This window comes from Marinobacter sp., assembly GCF_965229985.1.
Taxonomy (GTDB): domain Bacteria; phylum Pseudomonadota; class Gammaproteobacteria; order Pseudomonadales; family Oleiphilaceae; genus Marinobacter.
This window is the reverse complement of record NZ_OZ245935.1, coordinates 974,910-996,883: the sequence shown is the minus strand read 5'-3', so window position 1 is coordinate 996,883 and position 21,974 is coordinate 974,910. Positions and strand designations below refer to the sequence as shown.

General features: G+C 47.4%; 18 protein-coding genes. 10 read left to right on the top strand and 8 right to left on the bottom strand.

Translation table 11 applies throughout. The features are described 5' to 3' along the window. The first annotated feature begins 2 nt into the window (after positions 1–2). The 3 genes from ACO06L_RS04510 (at position 3) to ACO06L_RS04500 (ending at position 2,946) form a co-directional block, all read left to right on the top strand. A complete protein-coding gene (locus tag ACO06L_RS04510) occupies positions 3–1,184 on the top strand; it encodes a DegT/DnrJ/EryC1/StrS family aminotransferase (RefSeq protein ID WP_336143076.1) in 1,182 nt (393 codons plus the stop codon). A gap of 247 nt (positions 1,185–1,431) precedes the next feature. Continuing rightward, positions 1,432–2,154: an FkbM family methyltransferase gene (locus ACO06L_RS04505; protein ID WP_336143074.1), complete on the top strand. Its 723-nt coding sequence runs from the start codon at positions 1,432–1,434 to the stop codon at positions 2,152–2,154. A 63-nt stretch (positions 2,155–2,217) separates the two neighbouring features. Further along, complete coding sequence (locus ACO06L_RS04500) at positions 2,218–2,946, top strand: hypothetical protein (protein ID WP_336143073.1); 729 nt, start codon at positions 2,218–2,220, stop codon at positions 2,944–2,946. Here the strand turns inward: ACO06L_RS04500 and xrtA are convergent. Further along, the gene (xrtA, locus tag ACO06L_RS04495) at positions 2,933–4,438 is read right to left on the bottom strand and encodes an exosortase A (protein ID WP_421845355.1); all 1,506 of its coding nucleotides are present in this window, start codon (positions 4,436–4,438) and stop codon (positions 2,933–2,935) included. The two genes, ACO06L_RS04500 and xrtA, sit on opposite strands and share 14 nt — an antisense overlap. A 160-nt stretch (positions 4,439–4,598) precedes the next feature. Here xrtA and ACO06L_RS04490 point away from each other — a divergent pair, with 160 nt between their 5' ends. From ACO06L_RS04490 to ACO06L_RS04480, 3 genes are all read left to right on the top strand, one after another. Next, the gene (locus tag ACO06L_RS04490) at positions 4,599–5,342 is read left to right on the top strand and encodes a 4'-phosphopantetheinyl transferase family protein (protein ID WP_336143070.1); all 744 of its coding nucleotides are present in this window, start codon (positions 4,599–4,601) and stop codon (positions 5,340–5,342) included. 128 nt (positions 5,343–5,470) lie between these two features. Next, on the top strand, positions 5,471–6,994 hold the full coding sequence (locus ACO06L_RS04485; protein ID WP_336143068.1) for a hypothetical protein: 1,524 nt from the start codon (positions 5,471–5,473) through the stop codon (positions 6,992–6,994). A gap of 130 nt (positions 6,995–7,124) precedes the next feature. Next, positions 7,125–8,300 (top strand): glycosyltransferase family 4 protein, encoded by a 1,176-nt coding sequence (locus ACO06L_RS04480; protein WP_336143066.1) that lies wholly within the window; start codon positions 7,125–7,127, stop codon positions 8,298–8,300. On the opposite strand, the gene ACO06L_RS04475 is transcribed toward ACO06L_RS04480, so the two are convergent. Further along, entirely contained in the window at positions 8,290–8,868 is a 579-nt protein-coding gene (locus tag ACO06L_RS04475) for a serine acetyltransferase (RefSeq protein ID WP_336143064.1), read from the bottom strand. The two genes, ACO06L_RS04480 and ACO06L_RS04475, sit on opposite strands and share 11 nt — an antisense overlap. A 94-nt stretch (positions 8,869–8,962) precedes the next feature. On the opposite strand from ACO06L_RS04475, the gene ACO06L_RS04470 reads away from it, so the two are divergent. The 4 genes from ACO06L_RS04470 to ACO06L_RS04455 are packed head-to-tail and all read left to right on the top strand — an operon-like array spanning position 8,963 to position 14,118. After that, positions 8,963–10,348 carry a glycosyltransferase gene (locus ACO06L_RS04470; protein WP_336143063.1) on the top strand — a complete coding sequence of 462 codons (1,386 nt, stop codon included), beginning with the start codon at positions 8,963–8,965 and terminating at the stop codon, positions 10,346–10,348. Between the two features lie 4 nt (positions 10,349–10,352). Further along, positions 10,353–11,672 (top strand): O-antigen ligase family protein, encoded by a 1,320-nt coding sequence (locus ACO06L_RS04465; RefSeq protein WP_336143061.1) that lies wholly within the window; start codon positions 10,353–10,355, stop codon positions 11,670–11,672. Then, a complete protein-coding gene (locus tag ACO06L_RS04460; RefSeq protein WP_336143059.1) occupies positions 11,672–12,814 on the top strand; it encodes a glycosyltransferase in 1,143 nt (380 codons plus the stop codon). The genes ACO06L_RS04465 and ACO06L_RS04460 overlap by 1 nt, the downstream gene beginning before the upstream one ends. Next, positions 12,781–14,118: a glycosyltransferase gene (locus tag ACO06L_RS04455; RefSeq protein WP_421845352.1), complete on the top strand. Its 1,338-nt coding sequence runs from the start codon at positions 12,781–12,783 to the stop codon at positions 14,116–14,118. Before ACO06L_RS04460 ends, ACO06L_RS04455 begins: the two co-directional genes overlap by 34 nt. A 29-nt stretch (positions 14,119–14,147) precedes the next feature. On the opposite strand, the gene ACO06L_RS04450 is transcribed toward ACO06L_RS04455, so the two are convergent. The 6 genes from ACO06L_RS04450 to wecB form a co-directional block, all read right to left on the bottom strand. After that, a complete protein-coding gene (locus ACO06L_RS04450) occupies positions 14,148–15,653 on the bottom strand; it encodes a right-handed parallel beta-helix repeat-containing protein (protein ID WP_336143528.1) in 1,506 nt (501 codons plus the stop codon). A 114-nt stretch (positions 15,654–15,767) separates the two neighbouring features. Continuing rightward, positions 15,768–17,744, bottom strand: a complete 1,977-nt coding sequence (asnB, locus tag ACO06L_RS04445) for an asparagine synthase (glutamine-hydrolyzing) (protein ID WP_336143530.1) — start codon at positions 17,742–17,744, stop codon at positions 15,768–15,770. 1 nt (position 17,745) lies between these two features. Continuing rightward, on the bottom strand, positions 17,746–18,984 hold the full coding sequence (locus ACO06L_RS04440; RefSeq protein WP_336143532.1) for a glycosyltransferase family 4 protein: 1,239 nt from the start codon (positions 18,982–18,984) through the stop codon (positions 17,746–17,748). Position 18,985: 1 nt separating this feature from the next. Continuing rightward, positions 18,986–19,981, bottom strand: a complete 996-nt coding sequence (locus tag ACO06L_RS04435; RefSeq protein WP_336143534.1) for a glycosyltransferase — start codon at positions 19,979–19,981, stop codon at positions 18,986–18,988. Then, positions 19,974–20,807, bottom strand: a complete 834-nt coding sequence (locus ACO06L_RS04430) for a hypothetical protein (protein WP_336143536.1) — start codon at positions 20,805–20,807, stop codon at positions 19,974–19,976. Before ACO06L_RS04430 ends, ACO06L_RS04435 begins: the two co-directional genes overlap by 8 nt. 1 nt (position 20,808) lies before the next feature. Beyond that, on the bottom strand, positions 20,809–21,969 hold the full coding sequence (wecB, locus tag ACO06L_RS04425; protein ID WP_336143538.1) for a non-hydrolyzing UDP-N-acetylglucosamine 2-epimerase: 1,161 nt from the start codon (positions 21,967–21,969) through the stop codon (positions 20,809–20,811). Positions 21,970–21,974 lie beyond the last annotated feature (5 nt).

The following is a 21,974-nucleotide window of genomic DNA, read 5'->3' as shown; positions in this document are numbered from 1 at the left end:
CAGTGGCTAGCTTTCTGAAACTAAGGCCCGTTGGAAACCGTGTGCCTTCTTATCGGCCATCCGACTCAGTGCAGGTGAATTGGCACAGCGGCTACGAAGTTGTATTCCTTGATTCCGGAACGTCCGCACTTTCCGTCGCAGTAAACCTCGCCATTAAGTCGGTAAAACCAGTGGGAACGCCTGAAGTGCTGATTCCGGCCTATGGTTGCCCGGACCTTGTGTCAGCAATCGTTGCCCAGGGTGCCGTTCCGGTTTTCATTGATCTCATACAGAACCGGCCCTGGATGGACCTTGAAAGAATTAGGAAGGCGATTTCTGGCAATACCGTTGGAATTGTGGCTGTAAACTTTCTCGGCATTCCGGAACGTCTGACTCAACTGTCGGCAATTGCGAAACAGTGCGGAATACGATTGATTGACGATTCTGCCCAATGCTTTCCTCCAGTATCAACGCAAGAACACCATGCAGACTGTGTCGTTCAGAGCTTTGGCCGTGGTAAGCCTATTAACCTGATGGGAGGCGGTGCGTTGTTGGTTAAAGACTCTATACCAAAAGGCGCAGGTTGTTACTGGGCAGGTGAAGAGCATTCAACGGTGTCTGGCCCATTTTTGTGGGCGGTAAAACGGGTCGCAGTCAATATTATGATGAGCCGAATCCCTTATTCTTTTCTGGCCCGCCTGCCATTTTTGAAGCTAGGAGAAACCTGCTACAAGCCCCTGCAAAAAATACAGACACTAAAGTCCTTGGAAGGTCCACTCAATAGCGGTATACGGGCATTTATGGCTCGCGCACCGAGGCATCTAGAATACGACCGGATACTTGTAGCTGAGCCCAACGCCTCTTCTTTCACTTTGCTGCCTTTGAAATGCAAATCTGAAAATGCGCTTTTAATGGCTCGATACTCCGAGCCGATGCTTCGCTACCCGATTCTTATGAATAGCCCCTATGAACGCGACCGTTTACTGGAATTGTTCGAGAATGAAGGTCTTGGGGTAAATGCGCTATATGGGCGGGCCCTACCCGAAGTCGAAGGGGTTGCGAGCGCCATTGGGATTTCTCCAGAGCCAGCCGACTTCCCTAACGCAAAATCGTTTGCCGAACGGCTCCTGGTCCTTCCCACCCATGACTCTGTTTCTGTGGAGCAGATTTCAAGGATTTCCCGGATTCTAAAAGCACGCTTGTAAGTCCTAAAAACCAACTTCACCGATTAGCTAGACGGTGGGTTTTTCTCTGTCTATGATAGATCAAATATTGCACAAATGAATGACTGGGGTGCGTCTGAAGATTGCTTTGGATTTAGGCCTAGCGGAATAGGGGCAGTTCCTTTGATCAAATGTGAGATTGTTCCGTGGCTCTATAAAGCTATCGATTTCTGCTCAAAGGCACGAAACCGAGGCTCGTCATGTGAACACGTTAGCGGTAAGGCATTTCTTGGATCGGAATCTTCCTCAATTCATTCTGCTGAGGTTGAAGGCGCTGTATTACAGAAAGACTTTGCGCAACTGGGGGATTGCTGACAAAAGTGAGTTCGCCATCTTGAAAAGGTTTATTCCTCAAGGTGGAACCTGTCTGGATGTCGGCGCCAATATTGGTTTGTATAGTTTGATCATGTCTGAGTTGGTTGGTCATGAGGGTAACGTTTATGCATTTGAACCTATTCCCAATACGTATAAGATTCTTCTAGAAAACTTGAAATACAAAAACTGTAACAATGTTACGGTTCTCAGGCTTGCACTGTCTGATCATAACCGCGCTGTGCGAATGATGATTCCCGCCTATGAAGATGGAACCCCGGCTCATGGTGAAGCACGGATTGACAACACCGCTGGGGCAAGTGCCGGAATAGAGGTAGAGTCTGCCAAGCTTGATGATTTAATAACCAGTATTGATGGCGATATATCTCTTATAAAGGTCGACATTGAAGGACATGAGTTGAGTTTTCTCCGAGGAGCACTGTCAACTATACGATCGGTAAGGCCCGCTGTTTACAGCGAAGTGTCAGTTGATAAAGAAGAGATATTCAAGGTTTTTCTCGATCTGGATTATACTCCGTGGGTGATCCAGGAGGACGGCAAATTATTGGCTGCCGACGACGCCTCTGTAGGGGTCAATTACCTTTTTGTTCCCAGCGAACAATCTTCGCAATTGTGTTGATGAGCATCACGGATCATCTAGGTTAGGAAGTCATTCTATATAAATGCATGGAGGCATAATTCAATGCAACTAACACGTCATTATTCATCTATCATCTTCGTGGCTATGGTGCTCTTTTCCAGCCCGGCGTTCTCAAAGCTCATTCAGATTTCCGACGCCATATACCTGGGCGCCGGATTTCATGCCCAGAATACCCATTTCGAGCAGGGGAAAGCATATGAACTTACCAGCCCAAGGAATTTATATGCTGAAGTTCGGGAGGATATCGATAGCTTCTACGCGGGAACTATTCTCGATCAGCAGGAATGGTCTCTCTTCGAGGATCATTTGGTTTCCAATGGTGAAAATTGGCAGGAGTCGGGCGACTACATTTTGAAGCTGGAGGCGGTGGAGATTCTGTTTTGGGAGCTTGTCGCAGATGATAACGCGGTTTTCGGCGCGTATGACCGAGGCCGCTTTGTTTTCGATGGTCGTGAATACGACAAAACAGTTGAAGGGACTGAGTCGCGTTTTATCTTTAACGAGCGAGATGTGCTTGATTACTTTGTTAATCAAAGCAACTTTGGTTCAGAGTTAAGTTTTGATTATGTAAGCACTGAGGGCGATGCATCATTTCGGACTTCCCGGGGGTTTTTCGAGACTCAATACCACATTGATATTTATAGAAAAACATTCGAGGTATCGGAACCCAAGCATATCGTATGGATTATCATGCTCGGTTTATCGCTGCTTATTTTCCGAAAGGAGACGCGGGGTGAGGCTATCGGCACTAGTAAACTCAATCTGTCTTAAAACTCATTGCTTTCAAGAGGCTCTTAATATCGGATCTTTGCGCCTTGCACTCTCCATCTTTGGGGCAGCGTGCTGCAACCGCAATTAATGCTCCGCTTCCATCTCCCATGAGCTTTCGGATACCTCCTATCAGCTTGGTTTTCAACACCGATGGGCCTTGGTATCCATCAAGGAAATACCACGACCAGATTATGATGCGCTCTGACCCGTCTCGGCGTTCAAGGATCGATTCTCTTACTTCGTTGATACCTTGATCCTCTAGGCCTGAGTGTAAAATATTGCTCGAAACCAGGTTCCACTCATCTGAATCGTACAAACGATTGCTGTGATAGATCAGTTCCTTCCCTTGGCCTTGTGTGTGGTAGCCGGTAATTTGTAGTTGAACCTGTTGGAGGGTCTTCGAAACGTAGATTCCGCTGAGATCAATATCTTCGTTCTGGAAACTGGGTTTCCAGAAATCCGCAAAACGCAGCGGGCCACGCCAGTCTTTCGGGGCGACCGGCAAACTTGGCAGCCTGGCACCATCCTTTTCAACAAATAACGAGGTTTGCGAGTAGAAAACCGTGGGTACGGCAAGAACGATCAGAAAACTGATCACCGTTGCTTGAGCTGTTTTTCTATCTTGATATCTGTTCTCCGAGACTTTCGGCATGGCTTGACGCAAAAGATCGATGTCCGTGTCCCGCGTTTCAAGTTTTCTTGCAATAAAGAACAGGGGTACCAATGCAATGATCAGAAAGACAATCCATCCGAATGTCTCATGATCTTCGACGAGAGATGTTTCCATTTCTGTAATATGGCCCGCTACTATGATTCCAAAGACACGAATCCAGTTCGCGAGCATGGAGAGAGCGCCGGCGATCAGAGTTAGAAAAAGGGTGCGGCGAGCATCACCATAAAAAAGATTGCCGTAAACTGTACCGAGACAAAGCGCGACCATAAGATAGCGAACTCCGCTACAACCGCCGGCTACAAAAAAGGTGCCGCCGGGAATTGTTATATAGAGTTCTCGAATTTCAGCCGGGATGTCGACTAACGACAGCAGTAACTCGTTCGCAAATACCGTAATCACCTGGAAAAGTGGTGAAAAGTCGTCCCAAATTGGTGCTGCATACACCAGAATAAGGACAGGTACTCCGCAGAGCTTAATGAAAGAGCTTCCCCAAAGCGCGCACCCCCAGCTAAGGAATACGAAGGGGAGTAATAAAAGTGTAACCGTCCTGATATCGGCCGCCTTTGCTAGAAGCACCATTAGGCAGCTGGTAACCAACGCCGCGAAACCGATCAAAGAGGGACTCAACGAGCGCGTTTTTAGCTCTGGCCATTGGCGCCACAGCAGGTAAAGCGACAAAGCCAGAACAAGGAAGCCGTGTGAATAAACGATTGAGTGGTACCAAAGGTCAAAATAAGATCGCCACTCAGGGGCAAAGGCTACCGCGAAGAGAAAGATGCTTAAGAGGAGGAGGTAATCCTTGTTTCGAACGACAATCATCTTGCGGTAGTTCCTTCGCATAATAGCCAAAGCATCCCTGCGCCCTGCACGAATAGGTATGTCGCATCTGTGGGGCGATAGTCAAAGCTTACGCTATTTAGTGAAAAAGCCCAAGCTAGGCTAGCCGGCAAGCCGAGAAATCACAAACAAGGTGAAGTTGATGTTATCGAGACCACAGACTGTTCGTAAGCACCTTGAACTCGATAGGCTTGTGCTTGTTGTAGCTCAGCAGGACTTACGGGCGGCTAGCATCAAGTACGCTACGTTGGAAGAAAAGCTCTCGAGTGTGGAGATGGAAAAATTCAAGGCGTTCAAAGATGGCCCTTCGTCTTGGGGATTTGCAGTGGGCCGCCTGATAACCAGGGAGGTAATCTCACAGATTTATGGAATAAAGCCGAGTGAGGTTTCGATTCAAATCCAAGAGTCGGGCAGACCAAGAATTGAATACCCCGGTGGTCTTGGTGTGAGTATATCCCATAGTGGTCCATTCGTTGCGTTGGCTCTTTCATCGGACGGTGAATGTGGTGTTGATATCGAGTCAAGTGAGGCTTTACCTGCATGCCTGCCAATCCACGACCGTTTTTTTTCTACGCAAGAAAAGCTTTGGTTAGAGGAGGCTGGCAATCGCCTGGATAAAGGTCAGCGTTTTCTTCGCCTTTGGACCAGAAAAGAGGCTTACCTGAAAGCCACTGGGCAAGGGCTTGCCGGCCTCAGCTCGCAATTGGATTTTGCCGGGCTGCCGCGCTGCAACGAGTCTGAAGGCAGAACCGCTCCTTTTCAGCTCAATGGCTTTTGGGTTTTCGATGTCGTGGGTAGTTCCGACTACTGTCTTTCAGCTTGTGTTAATTGGAAACCATCGACCGTTGATACGATTTCGCTGCAAATTGGTGCTCTGGAAATCTAAAGAACGATTGAGTTGCAGTCGTTTCGTTAATAGAAGATGTTGGACTACATCGGCTCTGTAAAAATCTCGAAAGTGTGCCACGATGAAGAAGAGTTGATTAAACATTTATGGTAACCGGGGGTAGGTTTATGTCCAGCTTCCGTATCATCTTGGCTTTATCTATTGCTGGCTCTTTAGTGGGTTGCGCATTCCAACCGGAGATTGATCCGAACGAACAGGAGGCTCCGGCATCTGGCACAGCTGGAGAGTACATTGTCGATAATAATGATGTAGCGCACTTTCAGGTGGGAAACTGGAAAAACTCCTCCCACTCAGGTCAATTCTATGGGGATGATTATGCCTTTGCCCCAAGTGGTACCGGTGAAAGTGAGGCAACCTGGAACCTGAACATTATCAAGAACTTTAACGTCTACGCCCGTTGGACATCTCATAGCAACCGCGGAACGAACGTCAAATACACGGTGCATCACCTCGATGATAAGAACAACCTTGTTCAGGATGTAGTCTCAGTCGATCAAACGGTTAATGGTGGAGTCTGGTTCAAACTTGGTACATACCGAATGTCTGCATTAACGGGGCGCGTCACGGTAAGCGACGACGCCAACGGATATGTCATTGCAGACGCTATTCTTTTTGAAGAAGTATCCGTGGCTAATCCTGACAAGGATGCGGACGGAATAGATGATGCCTGGGAGTTACAGTATGGTCTGAATCCCAATGATGGCGGGGACGCGAATAATGATCTTGATGGTGACGGACTGACCAATCTGGACGAGTTTGTATTACTTACTGATCCCAGCAGTAAAGACAGTGATGCCGATGGAGTCGATGATGCCTTTGAAGTTGGCTATGGTCTTGATCCACTGAGGGACGATCGGTCCGAGGATGCGGATGCAGACGGATACTCAAATTATGAAGAGTTTCTTGCTTCCTCCGATCCGAATAACGCTGACAGTTTGCCAGCATCAAATATAGCCTTTCTGAATTGGACGATACCTACCGAGCGAGAAAATGGGCAAGATCTCAGCATCTCGGAAATCGCAGGTTACGAGATCGTTTACAAGCGAAGCGTCGGTGCCGAGCAGACGACGATTGATAATGGCGATCCCGGATTCAGTAGAGCAGGGATCGGATTTGCCGAATCCACTAGCGTGAGTGGCTATATTGGTGAAAACTATCTGGCAGTAGCCAGCGGGGGCGGTGAGTCAAGAGCGGAGTGGGTCTTCTCTGATCTGCAGCCGGGTCTCACCTACGCGGTCGTGACTAATTGGACATCAGCTTCCAACCGCGCCAGTAATGCAGCCTATAAATTACGTTATGTTGACGAAGCCGGCAATATTGTAGAGAAAATGGTTGAGGTTGACCAAAGGTCGAACGGCGGTGATTGGCAGCCCTTGGGAGCTGTTATCCCGGGCGACAAAGAATTGAGCGTCAGTGTTACAAACCAGGCCAATGGGTACGTCATTGTTGATGCTATGCGGGTGTCTCCGGACATCCCAGAGCCGAAGGTGATTTCTGTAACAGACCCGACCACGACCACTTACATGATCGAAGACCTCTCTACCGGCTCCTGGTCATTCCAAATCAGGGTTGTTGATACCGATAACGTAAAAAGTGATTTGTCAGATACTAAAGTCAAAATTGTGGAATAGGTTCATGGCAACAGTATTCCAAGCGAAGGCCAATCAATATATCCTGTAGTTGGAAGCAGTCGTTTACTAACGCTGCAATGTCTCTCCGAGGTTTGATGACTTCAGGAGCCATTGGTACAGGGAGTTGTATATGGCGGTCGGGATCCGGCCTCGCGTCCTGCATATTCGAAGTTCCAGTGCTCTTTTGGGAGCAGAGCAGGTAGTTCTGGAACTACTCAAAAACAGTGCCGAATTTGGTGTTGATGCGTTTCTGCTCGTGCTAAGGGATCCGAATGACCCTACCACACAGCTATACAAAGTTGCGAACGACATGGGGATTGGCGTAACTGAGCTGGAATGCGGCGGCACCCCTTCTCGAAAGGTTCTTAGCGATCTTCGCCTGATTTGTGAATCCTATTCCGTAAGTGCTCTGCACTGCCATGGTTACAAAGAAGATATTCTTGTTTGGCTTGCGGGGATCAGTCTGCCGAAAGTCGCGACGAATCATCTTTGGAAACGGACCAATCTCAAACTCTGGATATATTCACTTCTGGATGCCTTGAGTCTTCGGACTTTTCAGCACGTTGTTGCTGTTTCAAGCAAGATCCAAAAAGATATGAACAGGCTAGGCGTTCCTGCTTCCAGGACGTCTTTAATTCTAAACGGGATTGATGTTGACTCTATTAGCAAGTCTGAACCGGATCGTGAGCGCCTAATCTCCAGCTTGAATATCGACAAAGACACATTGCTCGTTGCTTCACTTTCAAGCCTTACCCCTGAGAAGGGCATTGATGTGCTGGTCAATGCTATTGACAAGGTTCTGAGATTGCCTGAACTTCAAAAGTTGTCTTTTAAGGTTTTGGTCATAGGTGAAGGGCCGGAACGGCCGCGTCTTGAAGCCCTAATCCAGGATTTGGGGTTGGAAAAAACTGTAGTCTTGCTTGGCCACCGCTCAGACGCGCGTGATTTGTTAAAGCTGGTCGATATCTTTGTGCTTCCGTCCAGAAACGAGGGGTTGCCTATTTCCTTGCTAGAAGCTATGGCTTCAGGCTGCGCTGTGGTGGCTACCGATGTGGGAGAAGTAAAGTCCGTGCTTAGTAGTTCGGAGCAAGGTGCTTTAATTCAGCCGGACGATTCGGATATGACTGCGCAGGCTATTGGCGACTTCCTAACTGATAGCCGAAAACTGGAATCTTGCAAGAAGCAGGGTTATGAAAGGGTAAGCCACGGCTTCTCCGCAAGGGAAATGACTAGGCAGTATTGCGATATTTATTCGAATGTCCTTGGAATAGCGGGAAATCTTGAACGCAAGCGGCCTAGTTACTGAAAGGATTGTGGATATAACCACCGCTCCCATTGCATGAGATAAGGGTGGCTGGAACTCCGCTTACCACTGAATGCTGATCAATTGAGCGGTGCAAAACCGAATTGGGTGCCACAACTGAGAAACTGCCCACGTGTATTCCGCCAATCACTTTTGCTCCGGGGGCAAGATAAACGTTGTCCCCCACAACAGGAGCGCCGGCGTTTGTGCCAAATGGAATCTCGCCGATCGTCACGCCCTGGGAAAGGTTACAATTATTGCCAATGATAGATTGACCGTTAATCACAATTCCTCCGAAATGACCTATGTAGAAGCCATAGCCGATCTCAGTGCCTATGGGTATAGAAATCCCATAGCGAAACGTGAGGTGTTTGTGGATGATTTTTACAAGAGGATAAATCAGATACCTCAAATGTCGTTTATCATGACAGTATTCTCCGAACCGGAGATAGAAGGTGTAACGGAATCCGGGATGTCTGAGATAGGCTTTGAAAAATAGAGAAAATGAACAGGATCCAAAATAACGGTACAAATCGGATCGAATCAAATCTTTTAGCTTTCGAAAAGTCATGGTAAACCCCTGAAATCGATGCTCAGAAGTCTAAGTCAAGCGAGGCTTTTTTGAAACTGTCTCTTAAACGCTATGGAATGTATTAAAGGTTGCTATGAAGCGTGCTCTGGTAGTCAGCTATCATTTTTCCCCTGATCGTTCGGTGGGGGCCAAACGGCCCACGGAATTGGTTAACTCAATGCTGGCCGCCGGATGGAAGGTTACTGTCCTCACCACGAAACATGTTGACCAACCGGCGGCAAGCACACGCCAATGGCAAGATTCTGTTGAGATAATACAAGCTCCCCACCTGCCAGGATTGTTAAACCCTACCTATGCTTTTCTTAAAAAGCTGAATAGATCTGCGAGGGGTGCGGGACAAGAAGTAGAGCAACGCCCTACGAGAGCTGCTGATGATGGTGGGAATCCAGAAAGTGGTAGGCCTCCAGATGCTCCCAATGGGACATACTCATTTAGGTTCCTCCTCAAACGCATGATCATATCGGGACAAGCGATGTTAAACGCCACCAAAGGATGGTTGCTTGCTTCTATGTTTCTGCTGATCTATCAGAAAATCAAAGGACAGCAATTTGATTTGGTGATCAGTTCGTCTCCTCCAGCGTCGGTCCACTTTCTGGCTCGCTTTTCCCTCATCCTTTTCAACGCAAAATGGATAATGGATATCCGGGACCCCATCAACATGTGGGAGCTTGTCAAACCCGTGTGTAGGGCGCCATACAGGGTAGCGTTCGAAAACTGGTTGGAAAAACTTTACCTTCGTAAAGCTGATCAGGTAGTAGTAACGACCGAGGCTCTCGGAAATGAAATGAGAGATGTAGCAAGACGGGAAGGTTATAGCTATCGCGTTAATACAGTATACAACGGTTTTGATGGAGAGTTCATTGATAAGTCGGCACCCTTTGAAAGCGGTTTTGAGCTCGCCTTTGCTGGAGAACTTTATGCAAACCGGAACCCTTTTCCGCTACTGAAGGCTATAAAATCGCTAATGGAATGCGGAAAAATCAAGAACGGTGGTATCCGTTTTCATCTTTATGGAAACTGCGAAACCTGGAATGGTTACAGCCTTCGTGACTGGGCTCAGGAGAATAATCTTGAGCATGTGGTGCTACTTCATGGAATGTTGCCACCGAACAACCTCGAAAAGGAGTTGTCTCGAGCCAACTTGCTGGTGAGCTATGCTCAGCAGCAGCCTTTACAGATTCCAGCAAAGACGTTTGATTACCTCCGCTATCCCTGCAAGTCATTTGTAATTACTGAAGACACCTCTTCGACCGGAGAGTTCGTGAGAGGAAATGGTTTTGGATACGCATCTGACGATAACCTGAATCGTTTGAAAGAAATGCTTCTTCTGGCCTTGAATGATTTAAGCCGTCACAACGCAGAATCTCTTTCTCAGGAAGAACTCAGAAAGCGAAAAGAGTTCTCAAGGGCAGCTCAGAACAGGGTGTATCTGGAGCTGATCGAGTCGTTGGGTGAGTAGAACGATGGAAGTTCTAGAAAGGAAAGAGCGTGCCCGATTCGCAAAGAAGAGCCGCTACCTGTTGGCCCTACTGGCTTTTCTCTTCTTTGAGTATGTTCGCCTTCAAGACAGCTATCTGAGTTTCCTGGGACCTTTTAAGATCCCCGCTCTGTTAAATATCTTCCTCCTGGGTATCGTGTATGTCTACTCAAAAGACCTTCCCAAAGATCGGCTTTTATTACTGGTACTCACATTCTGGGTCTTGATGTTGATTCATGTGCCGTTCGCAAACAATAACTATCACGCGTTTAACGCTACGAAGGCGATGTTTCTGACGCTGGCAGTCGTGTTTGCGACCACGATATTGGTTGATAGCGAATCAGCCTTAAAAAAGCTATTTGAGTCATTGGTTTATATTGTTCTACTCGTTTCAGTTTGGGTTCTGTTAAACGGCGGGCGAGGGCCCGGAGGGTTCGTTGGCGATGAAAATGATGTTTGCCTGTTTCTGGTCGTTGGGCTGCCTTTTTGCTGGTATTACCACAAATTGTCTGGGGAGAGGCAACTCAAGCGTTGGCTAGCATTGGGGGCTGCCGCGTTGGCGATCGCAGCAATCGTGATGACTTCATCCCGGGGCGGATTCCTGGGCTTGATGGCCGTTGTGGGAATGATACTACTTTTTTCGAAGAAGCCTGTTCGGAATATCCTTTTATCAACCATCTTGGCCGGTGTATTGGGCGGGGTCGCAATGAATTTCGTGCCCGACGACTATGTTGCGGATATGAAAACGATAACTGATAAGGAGAATTCGACCCGGAATCTTCGTTTTCTTCACTGGACTACCGCTTGGGAAATCTTTAAGGACAACCCCATATTCGGTGTCGGCCCCCAGAATTACCCCTGGACTTCAGCAAGATATTTCCATTTGAGCCCCTTTTATGAGGAAGGTGCCAGGGGCCGCGCCGGAAGGCAAAGTCATTCCCTGTATTTCTCACTGATTCCGGAAATGGGTTTTGCGGGCATTCTGATATATTTTGCCCTCACGGTATCGTTCTACAAGAGAGGCTTGCGAATCAGGTCAGTCTACAAAAAGACATACTTGAGTCAGACGCAGTCAAAGCAACGAATTGACGAGGAAAGCAGGAAAAGTGAAGCCACAGTGTTGTTTGCGACGGCGCTGCTTGCTTCAATGACTGGGTTTTTGGTTTCCGCTACGTTCATATCGGTTTTGTACTACCCGATTTTTTGGAACCTTATCGGCTTTTCAGTTGCAGCATGGTGGATATTTCTTAAATCTGAATGCCTGCCTCATTCCAGGCAAGGGAAACTCAAAAAAGGGAGCCGTTGATGGCGCAAGGCAAAAAGATCTTTTTTCTCTCTCCAGGCCCAAAATACAACCTTGAACATGTGTTTGGCAGGCGGTGTGAGATGCTTTCGAAGGATTTCTATGGGACGGTTCTAACTGCTGGGCCGCGAGCTCAGCAAGTAAAATACGGTCGAATGGATATACACTGCATATCCGAGCAAAAGCCAAGGTCCCTAAGATCGACTCTGGGGTTTCTTTGGCTCGGTTTTCGCTACCTTCGTAAAGCGCAAAAAAGCGGTCAACCCTATGATTTATTCATAACTTATGATCCTCTCAAGACAGGATTGCTCGGCGCTATTCTTTGCCGTTTTTTTAAGGTCAAGCTTGTAACTGAGGTGAATGGGGATTACACCGACGACACAATCTATATGGACATCGAAAGTCCTCTTAAACGCCGCCTGAAGAAATTCTCAATGGTGAATGTCGAGAGGTATGTTCTTAAGCGCGCGGACGGCATAAAGCTCCTGTACGACGGCCAGGTCGATTCATTCCGACCCTTTCCCCGGAACCCCCTTATATCGAGGTTCCAGAATTTCGTGGATGCGAATCGGTTTGAGAACCTGAGAGAGGAGCAGGTTGTTCTGTTTGCGGGTTACCCTTTCTGGATCAAGGGGGTCGATGTTCTAATCGAGGCATTTAAAATTGTTGCCCCAAAATACCCGGAGTGGAAACTGAAAATCCTGGGGCACTACCCCGACCAACAATTTCTGGAACAATATTTCCAGGGGCATCCGCAAATCTTCCACCACCCCGCCGTTGATCCCGCCGATATGCCCGAACATATTGGCAGTTGTGGGATCTTTGTATTAGCTTCCCGAACGGAAGCTATGGGACGCGTCCTCTTAGAGTCGATGGCCGCGGGAAAACCGAGAATCGGCTCAAGGGTTGGGGGGATTCCTAGCGTAATCGAAGATGGCGTTGATGGTCTGTTGTTTGAAAAGGGATCTTCAAGCGATCTTGCCAAGAAGCTTGATACGCTTATGGGAGACGCAGCCTTGCGACAATCGTTGGGCAAAAAAGCCCGTGAGCGTTACGAGCGGGAATTTCTTCCAGACTATTATTTTGAGCTTCTCAGAAGTTTTTACAAAGAATGCCTGGAAAGAAATCAGGTCGATTTGTCGTGAGGCTCAGAACCAGATTTGCCTATTTAAAGTGGCACGTAAAAGACTACGTTGTATTTCCTTTACGTAGCTATCTATCTTCTGTTTTGGCGCTGGGTTCGTACCTCCTGAAGACAGTGGGTGTCAGGGATAATGGCCTTGTCTTATTGATGAAAGCTGATCGAGTAGGGCCAAGCCGGCTTTCCCGGGTGCTTGTCCGATTGTGGTTTGAAGATCTGGTTGAAGTTAGCAGGCGCGTCGTATTGAAAGAGGCAAATGCCTCTCCTGAATGGATTGAAAAACGTTCAATTGTGCTTAAAGACCCGGTTATTGATGAGACCGGTGGAGTACTGGAGAAAGGGGTGTATCTCATCAAGTTTACCACGACATTTCCTGACGCTTTTGCTCGTTTTAACCTGGAGCGATTGTTGGAGTATTTTCATATAGTCCTCGAACCTAGTTGGGCGGGCTATTGTCTTCCGGAGATTTTGAGCTGGTCATCTCTTTCTGCACCTATCATTGTTGAAGCATCTGAATGCGAAGATAGATCACTCCTTGAGTCGTTAGATACCAACCTTGTGCCGGTGGAATTCGGCTCAGGTGACTGGGTAGACCCGGATGTATTCAGGCCGATCGAGGCTGTTGAGAAGGAATATGACGTCATCTATGTTGCCAATTTCAATTCGATCAAAAGGCAATATGTCTTTCTCAAGGCGCTTCGTGACCTGGACAGGCAGGGAGTAACGTTGAAAGCAGCGTTAGTCTGTGGCCGTTGGGGAGAATGTCGTGAAGAGATACTGGATTTGATTCGTGACTTTCAACTCTCTGACAAGATAACTTTCTACGAGGGGCTTTCGCAACCTGAGCTTAATGTTCTGCTCAACAAATCAAAGGTTAATATTCTGCTCTCCCTCAAGGAGGGAAGCAATCGGAGCCTTTTTGAGGGCTTTTTTGCTGGGACGCCCGGCATATTATTATCAAATAATATCGGAGTAAACAAAGAGTACTTTAATTCACAGACCGGCGTCACCATAACTGAATCCGATCTTCCAAAAACGCTGATTTTCTTTTCTCAGAACTGGGATTCTTTTTCGCCCAGAGAGTGGGCCATTGAAAACATTTCCCCAGTTAAGACTACTGAGAAGCTCGAAAATGTGCTCAAAAGGTTCGATCCGGACTATGGTCGCTTTACATCTCAACCGGAAAAACTGTTCATTAAGGTGAATTCACCAGAAGCAACCTTGTGGAGCCAGGGCGGAAAGAAGCCTTGCTGGGATGTTGGCAAGATCCACAGCATGTGCGGCGGAGATCAAAAAAAGGGAGCTTGAAAGCAGCTCCCATTTCTCAACTTGGCGACCTAGTCTATCTGAAGTGTGGGAGGTTTCGGCGCTGCAGACTTGGTAGCGATTGCAGCGCTGACAGCATCCGCGCCAATATCGGCAAACAGTCCGTAAACGCCCAGTTCGCTGCTGTAAAGGCCCCCACGACCGGCGACCTTAACCGAATCATTCAGGGTGTGAAAATCCTCCTGGGTAGCGTCTGCGAATAGCGGGTCTGTAAAAAGGCTGTTGGCACCCGGATCTGTCGCGAGGTGCTCTGCATCTGATACGGTAACCGCAGTTTGCCAGCTCGATAAATCTCTAAAGTAATAATAATCACCAGAGCGGTCTATCAACGCGATGTTTGGGACGCCGTAATAGAGGTTGTAGTCCACAAAGCTGTATTGAGTTTGATTTCCCAGTTCTTCTGCCCCAGTCCTCTCGGAATAAATCGGATAGTCATCACTACCAACCACAATGTTGTTAAAAACTTCTACGTTTGTAATACCGCGAATGTAAGAGAGCACCGTAGTGTTGAAAAGAGTGTTATTATAAATTTTTAGACCCTTGGATTGGCTGGCTGTCTCGTGTAATACGGCTTTTACTGCAGTTCCACTATCTATTACAAGATTTCCGTAAAATCCTGCGGAGTTCACCGCCGGCGCTTTGTAGCCTGCTACTTCGAGCGAATAGGCTACGCCAACATTGCGAAAGATGCTTTGTCTGACAACGTTCGATGGATCACCATACTCATTGGGCTGCTTCTGATAAACTGCCCGCTTTAAATTGAAAAATGTAGACTTCTCAATTGTGGAGTTCCTTGGTCCGTAGCCATGTATACCTGCGTGCAATCCATACGGTTCTGGTGTCAGCTCGTTAGATGATACTCTCGTGTCGTATATGTCATGGATAGTGGAGTTTTTCACGACGCACGACTCGCAGCCATCTATCCTAATACCTCCGACATTGTCACCGCCGTACAAATGATGTACGTGTACATCATCAATAATCAAATGCTTGATATGATCACCTGTCGCAGCGCCTGGATTCGTAAAAATGCCGGATGAACGGGTTCGAGTTATTTCAAAATTTCTGATCGTGATATAGTCGCCACGAAAAATAAAGAAGGCGCTCAATGGCTTGGATTGATCGGTGCTTATTCCTAACTTTTGATCAATAACTGGTCGCTCTCCAGGGTATCCAGCAACGACAATCGGTTGCCCTTCAACTCCGCCACTCGTAAATGTTACTCCGCCGAATGCCGCGCCACTCGCTCTATGATCTTGAAAGTAGGGCTCAACGGACTCCCTCACATAGCCGGTCATCCCAGGTTTTAAGGCGTCAACAAGAGCTTGAATGGTTTTGAGAGGACCTGTCCCACCCATTTGTTGGTATCGTCCATCATTTCCATCCGAGGCATTGGGATGATCTTTATCGACGTAGAGGGCATTGGGGTCGATTTCCTCGGCACTCTGGCCATGCGCGATCAAGGGCATGGCAAGTGCTAGGGTTAGCAGCAGGAGAAAGCGCGTAAGTGCACACATAGGATAAACTCCCTCGTTTTCAGTGGGCCCTGGGTCAGAGGGATCTATTCTGATCGATCGCCGCTGACAGACGTTGATCGGTTCGGCACAGTACAAAAAAGAACACAATGACTACTAAAAACCATCGATACGCTCTTCGTTTGCGTTCAACCACTGCAATAAGACAATCACAGGCCAGAGCAACAAACTGTTATCCCGTCTTCCTCCATCATGTTGCGCCCAAAGTGCTCTGTAATGATCCAGGTCGATCAGATTCCTGAACCGATCACCGGACAACAAGGTTCCTACCTCGTAGTTTAGCTCCTTTCTGAGCCAGCGCGAAAGCGGAACAGAGAAACCCATTTTCGGGCGTTCTATCAGGTGCTTGGGAACATGTTGATAAAGAATCTGGCGCAGTGGCCACTTGGTTTGCCCTTGGTTTAGTTTCAACGACGGCGCAATTCGCCAGGACATCTCCACAACCTTTCTATCAAGCAGGGGCAGGCGGGTCTCGAGCGATACTGACATCGAAGATCGATCAACTTTCGTGAGGTTGTCGTCTACCAGATAGTTAAGTTGATCAAGAAGCATTACGGTATCGAGGAAATCACACGGATTCTGGAAAGCCTCAAGCACGCGTTTCCTGAGAATCTCGGGGCAACGTTCTGGATCCGGGTCCAGCCCATTAAAACTCAGAAGGAACAGATATATGTCTTCCGGTTTGCTTGTTTGCATCAACCAGCCAAGTTTCCGAATTTTTAGGGCTACGTTGGCCTGTTTTGCAGCTTTAAGACCGGGAATACGGCCAATAAAAGGCAATAGCTTCTCGATCCATCCGGGGTTCATATTACACAGCAAGCTTCCAAGGCGTTCGCGAACTTGTTTTGGGATCCGTTTGGTTTTCGCCATCATTGCTGAGGTGCTGGCATACCGGTTATATCCGGCAAAGAGTTCATCGCCTCCGTCGCCGGATAGACAAACGGTAACGTTCTTCTTGGCAATGGTTGAAACAAGTACGGAAGGAAGTTGAGATGGGTCTGCAAACGGCTCATCGTAAATCGTTGGTAAATCGTCGATGACACCCAATGCATCGTTGCTAGAAATATAGGTTTCGTGATGATTGGTCCCGATATGTCTCGCCAGTTCTGATGCGTAGCGGGCTTCATCGAACTGAGGGTCGTCAAAACCTATCGTAAACGTATCAACCGAGGTTGAAGATACCGACTGTGCCAAAGCAGTCACTAGTGAAGAATCAATGCCACCAGAGAGAAAACAGCCAACAGGGACGTCTGCCACTAGCTGCTGGCTGGTTGTTTCCATTAAGCAATCCTGCAGGTGACTGATTGCACTGCAAGATGTCGTAAGATCTGGGATCACCGCGGCAACGTCCTGGAGGTTCCAGTATCGTATCGGGCCTGACGGGCTCCCCGGCAGTGGGGTGAACTTTTGTGGCCGTCCGGTTTGATCTTGCGGTGACAGTGTCAGGTATGTTCCAGGAGTGAGCTTATATATGTCTTTAAAGATCGAGTAGGGCGTAGGAATGTAACCACACGCAAGGAAGTCTCCTATGATTTCATTGTTCAAGGTGAGCTTTTTACCAAGGGCATGAAATGCTTTCAGCTCTGAGCCAAAAACGAATTGCTCACCAATCCAGCCATAAAACAAAGGCTTTTCCCCCATTCTGTCCCGGGCAAGTGTCAGGTTTCCGGTCTGTTGATCGAACAGCGCGATCGCAAACATGCCCTCGATTCTCTCGAGGGTTGCCGGGATACCAATGGAGTCAACCAGCGCTAAAACTACTTCAGTGTCGGAGTGACCTTTGAAGGTTACTCCCTGCTGCTGGAGCTCATCTCGAATCTGTGGAAAGTTGTAGATTTCTCCGTTGAAAGAGATGACATATCGCTGGCTGGCCGAATTCATGGGCTGTTTGCCAGCTTCAGAAAGGTCCTGAATCGAAAGCCGCGTATGGGCAAGAAGAACTGTATCGGGAAACGACCAGAATCCATGCCCGTCTGGCCCCCGGTGTTTCAGAGAGGCAATGAAGGCATCTGCCAAGCCCGCTACCTTTGATTGGCTCATGCCTCGAACGGTGCATCCTGCGATTCCACACATTTTAGTGGCCGGTCCTTTCCAGATAATAGTTGGTTAGTGATTGTCCAATTGACTTGAAGTCATATTTCTCAATGGCGAGCTTTCTGGCGGCCTCCCCCATTCGCTCTCTTTTGGCGGGATCGTTCAGTAGGCTGATGATTGCACTGCAATACTCTTCGGGAGAATCCGCAAAAACAATACTCTCGCCCTCTACTACATCTATGCCTTCGCTCGCTATTCGATTAGCGACTATAGCTTTGCCCATGCCGAGTGCATCAAGAATTTTAAGCTTGGTGCCTCCACCATCCATTATTGGGCAGACGTATAAAGTCGCTTTCTCAATGTGGTCACGAATTTCATCCACGAACCCGAGGATCTTGATATCAGTCGTCGTAGAATTGAATTTTTGGATTTCGTCTGGAGGATTAGCGCCAATGATTTTTAAGGTAATGTCTTTGTACTGCTCCCTGAGTAGAGGCATCACTTGGCTACAAAGGAAAAGAACAGCTTCGATGTTCGGATACCAGTTCATAGTACCAACGAAGATGAGCGTTCGCTCCTCGTGTTTAAGACCTGTGGGCTTGAAGAAATTGGTGTCGACGCCATTGGGAACCGTCTTGATGCTTGAGTTCGGTGTCAGGGTTCTCAGGCGTTCAGTGTCGACATCGGAGCAAGTTATATGGCCATCGTAAAAGGGACATACTCGCTCTTCATATCGCTTAAGCCTCAAGCCCTCCTGGAAAAAATAGAGCTTCTTAAACGGGTTCGGTTCGTTGCGGGCCCGCCGCAATAACATGTGTGATTCGATGTTGTGGTGGTCCAGAAAACAGGGGACGCCATCAAAGCAGTGCCGGAAAATGTCCAGGCTGATGGTGTCAAAATGAATAAGATCATATTCTTCAGTGCTGGTCAGATGATGAAGGTATTTTTCGAACTCGCTCGACCGTAGCCAGTTTATGGTGTAAGGGGCCGGGGTAAGGAGGCTCTTCAGCGCGAGCCCCAGCTTTCCGGAGCGGCTTGCCTCGTTCGGAATCGGGAAGAACTCAACTTGATTACAGATAGTCGAAAGATGCTGCCTTGCATCTTCGAGAGCTTTTTCAACGTCGCCGTTATATAGCGGGGAAATCAGACCCGCCTGATTGAATGCAACGAGATCGACAGTGTGATGACTTGAAAGCTCTTTTATGAGGTAGTAAGACCGCTGGAGAACCCCGCCTTTTGGAGGGTATGGAACCAAATGTGAAAGCCACAAAATCTTCATTTTAACAGGACCCTTTTTTGGTTGTAGGCCTCAGGCTTGCGACCGACGCTCTTAACCATGATTTGATGTCCAAGATCCAAACAATTTTATACCAAGAATCGTGCAGAGCTCCCGCGCCAATATATGATGATATACCCATTGTTGACGCTGTATAGCGATAATTGAATAGACTTCTTCGAAGCACACGTCTTGCCTCTAGATGATCTAGTCTTGTTTGTAATATAAATTTTGAATTTTTTATCTTTTTGGCTACTGAGACGGATTTTTCTAAAACTGAAAGTCTATTTTTAGAACCGGTACTATTGGAGTCATGTTGTCTGACAAATGAATGTACGTCCGTGTAATATGCCAACCCATCGTTTATTGAAAGACGAATAAAGAAATCTCTATCTTCGCTAAGTGGAAGAAATTCGTCAAAAAAGCCAATATTCTCTGCATCTTCTTTCTTAAAGACCGCACTGTTCAGGTGAATAAAGCACCCAGGTATCAGCGATCTTGTTATTCTTTCCTGCAGCAGTCTCAGACTGCCGGACTCTTCATATCTAAAGCAACCTAGGTTTGACCTCGATAGGTAACTCTTCTCTGCGATTCCGTTTTTGTTGAATGCAGATGCATCTGAGAAAACACATACTAGGTTTGGGTGCTTATGGAATGCTAATCTCATTTTCTCAATGTGGTGCTTCTCCCAGTAGTCATCTGAATCAAGAAACGCAATGAGCTCATAATTTGCTAAACTTAATAGCCGATTTCTGGTTTTTGTTATGCCCTTATTTTCTTGAGAGATTATGGTGGCAGGAATGGCTGTTAGTTTTGACCAGTCCTCAATTAATTTAAGTGTATTGTCGCTCGAACCATCGTTGATTATGATAACTTCATCTGGAGCCGAAGACTGGCTGTCAATGGATTCAAGGCATTCCCTAATGTACTTTTCGACATTAAATGCTGCAATCAATGTGCTTACCCTTAGATTGCCCATGTCAACTGATTGCTTAAGCATTTCTCTCTACCAGTTCTACAATTTTGTCCGAAAGTTGCTGAAACCTAAGTTTGGATATTTCATTCCCGCTCAGGGATCTTGGATGCTTTTCAATAGCTCTTTTGAATATCCTTTCATTAATTTTCGATTTTGAAAAATTGATGAATTCTTTGTGAGCTTTATTTTGTACATTCTCCCAAATGGGAACAATATTAATTGGTGTGTAATCGATACTTAGAGAGGAACACCAGTCTATCCATTTGAAGTCCAGTATTGTTTTACTTGATTTGACAGGAATCCACGGTATGCGAAAACAATCCGCCACGATCGCTCCGTGCATAGCTTCGGTAAGAAGGAGCTCGGTTTTGAGTATATCCTGAAGTGTAATATGGATGTCTTTTGACGGATCAATGTAGTGTATCCCAAGGCTCTCGCACCAATCTCTCTGGGAATCGCTGGAAAGAGTAAAGTGGGGCATATACGATACTCGAAACTTCTTTTCAGGTAAGTCTTTGATTAAACCCCGAAGCAGATAGGCGCCGTCTGTAATCGCGTACTCGTCGGCGACTTGCAGAGCTTTGGCTGAAAGAGGGCCTCTTAACGCGTAAATTTTCCATCTTGTATCCACGACAGGTGGACGAGTTCCGTAACCCACCCCGGAGCCAAAGACAGATACTGAGGCTGATTTAGGTAAATTGTCATTTAGGAGAGTTCCAATTCCGACTAAGAGGTGTTCTTGGTCTTTATCTAGGAAACCGTTTGGAAGAAGCTTTGACCATATCCAAGGATTAAGGTCGTCCCCAAAGTTAATGATACCGTGGGGATCTTTGTAATAATAAAGTCGCATGTCACAAGTTCCGGTTAGAATTCTCAGCTTGTAAATCGCTTAGTGCTGTTTGTATTGCTAGAGCAGCGGTTCCATCCCCGTACGGATTATGGGCTCGAGACATGGCCTGGTACGTGTTTGTGTCAGTCAGGATTTGGGTGACCGTTGCTTCAATCAGTCTTTGATCAGTTCCAACTAGAACGACAGTCCCTGCCTCAACGGCCTCAGGGCGCTCTGTAACTTTTCGCGTGACGATGACTGGTTTGCCCAAAGACGGCGCTTCTTCTTGTATTCCGCCTGAATCTGTCAGCACCAGATCACACTCGTTCATCAGCCAAACGAACGGCAGATAATCGGTAGGTGTGGTTAGCAAGATGTTGGAATGCTGAGACAAAATTTCCCGGACGGGTCTTTGAACATTGGGGTTCAGGTGAACCGGGTACACAAAGAGCCAGTCAGGATAACGATCAGCAAGGTTAGAAATGGCCGTACAGAAATCCAGAAAGCCCTGGCCAAAATTTTCTCGCCTATGACCTGTAATCAGGATCATCTTCCCCAGCCTTTGTGAGATGCGGAGATAAGCCCCTTCACCAAGATAGTGTTTCCAGTGTTCTTCCCCGTATTCCCGGAGACGACTCCGTGTCATCAACAGCGCATCTATCACAGTGTTGCCAGTTACTATAATCCGATTATCGCTAATTCCTTCTTTCAATAGATTCTGACGGGCAGTCTCGGTCGGAGCAAAATGGAGGGTTGCAATGCGGGCTACGAGGGAACGGTTTGCTTCTTCGGGGTAGGGGGCACTCAGATCGCCCGTTCGTAGTCCGGCCTCGACGTGGCCAACAGGAACATTGCTGTAAAATGCTCCCAGTGCGGCCGCAAAGCACGTGGTAGTGTCGCCATGTACAAGCACCATGTCAGGTTTTGCCTGTTTGATGACTTCCCGGATTCCTAGCAGCACTCTTGATGTAACGTCGAAAAGGTCCTGGTCGGCTTTCATGATATCAAGGTCAAAGTCAGGACGGATTTCGAAAAGGTTGAGTACCTGATCAAGCATGTGTCGATGCTGCGCGGTTACCGCCACAATACTCTCCAGCGACGAGCTCGCTTCAATAGCTTTTACGACTGGTGCCATTTTGATGGCTTCGGGACGTGTGCCGAAAATAGAAAGAATTCGTTTCATTCCAT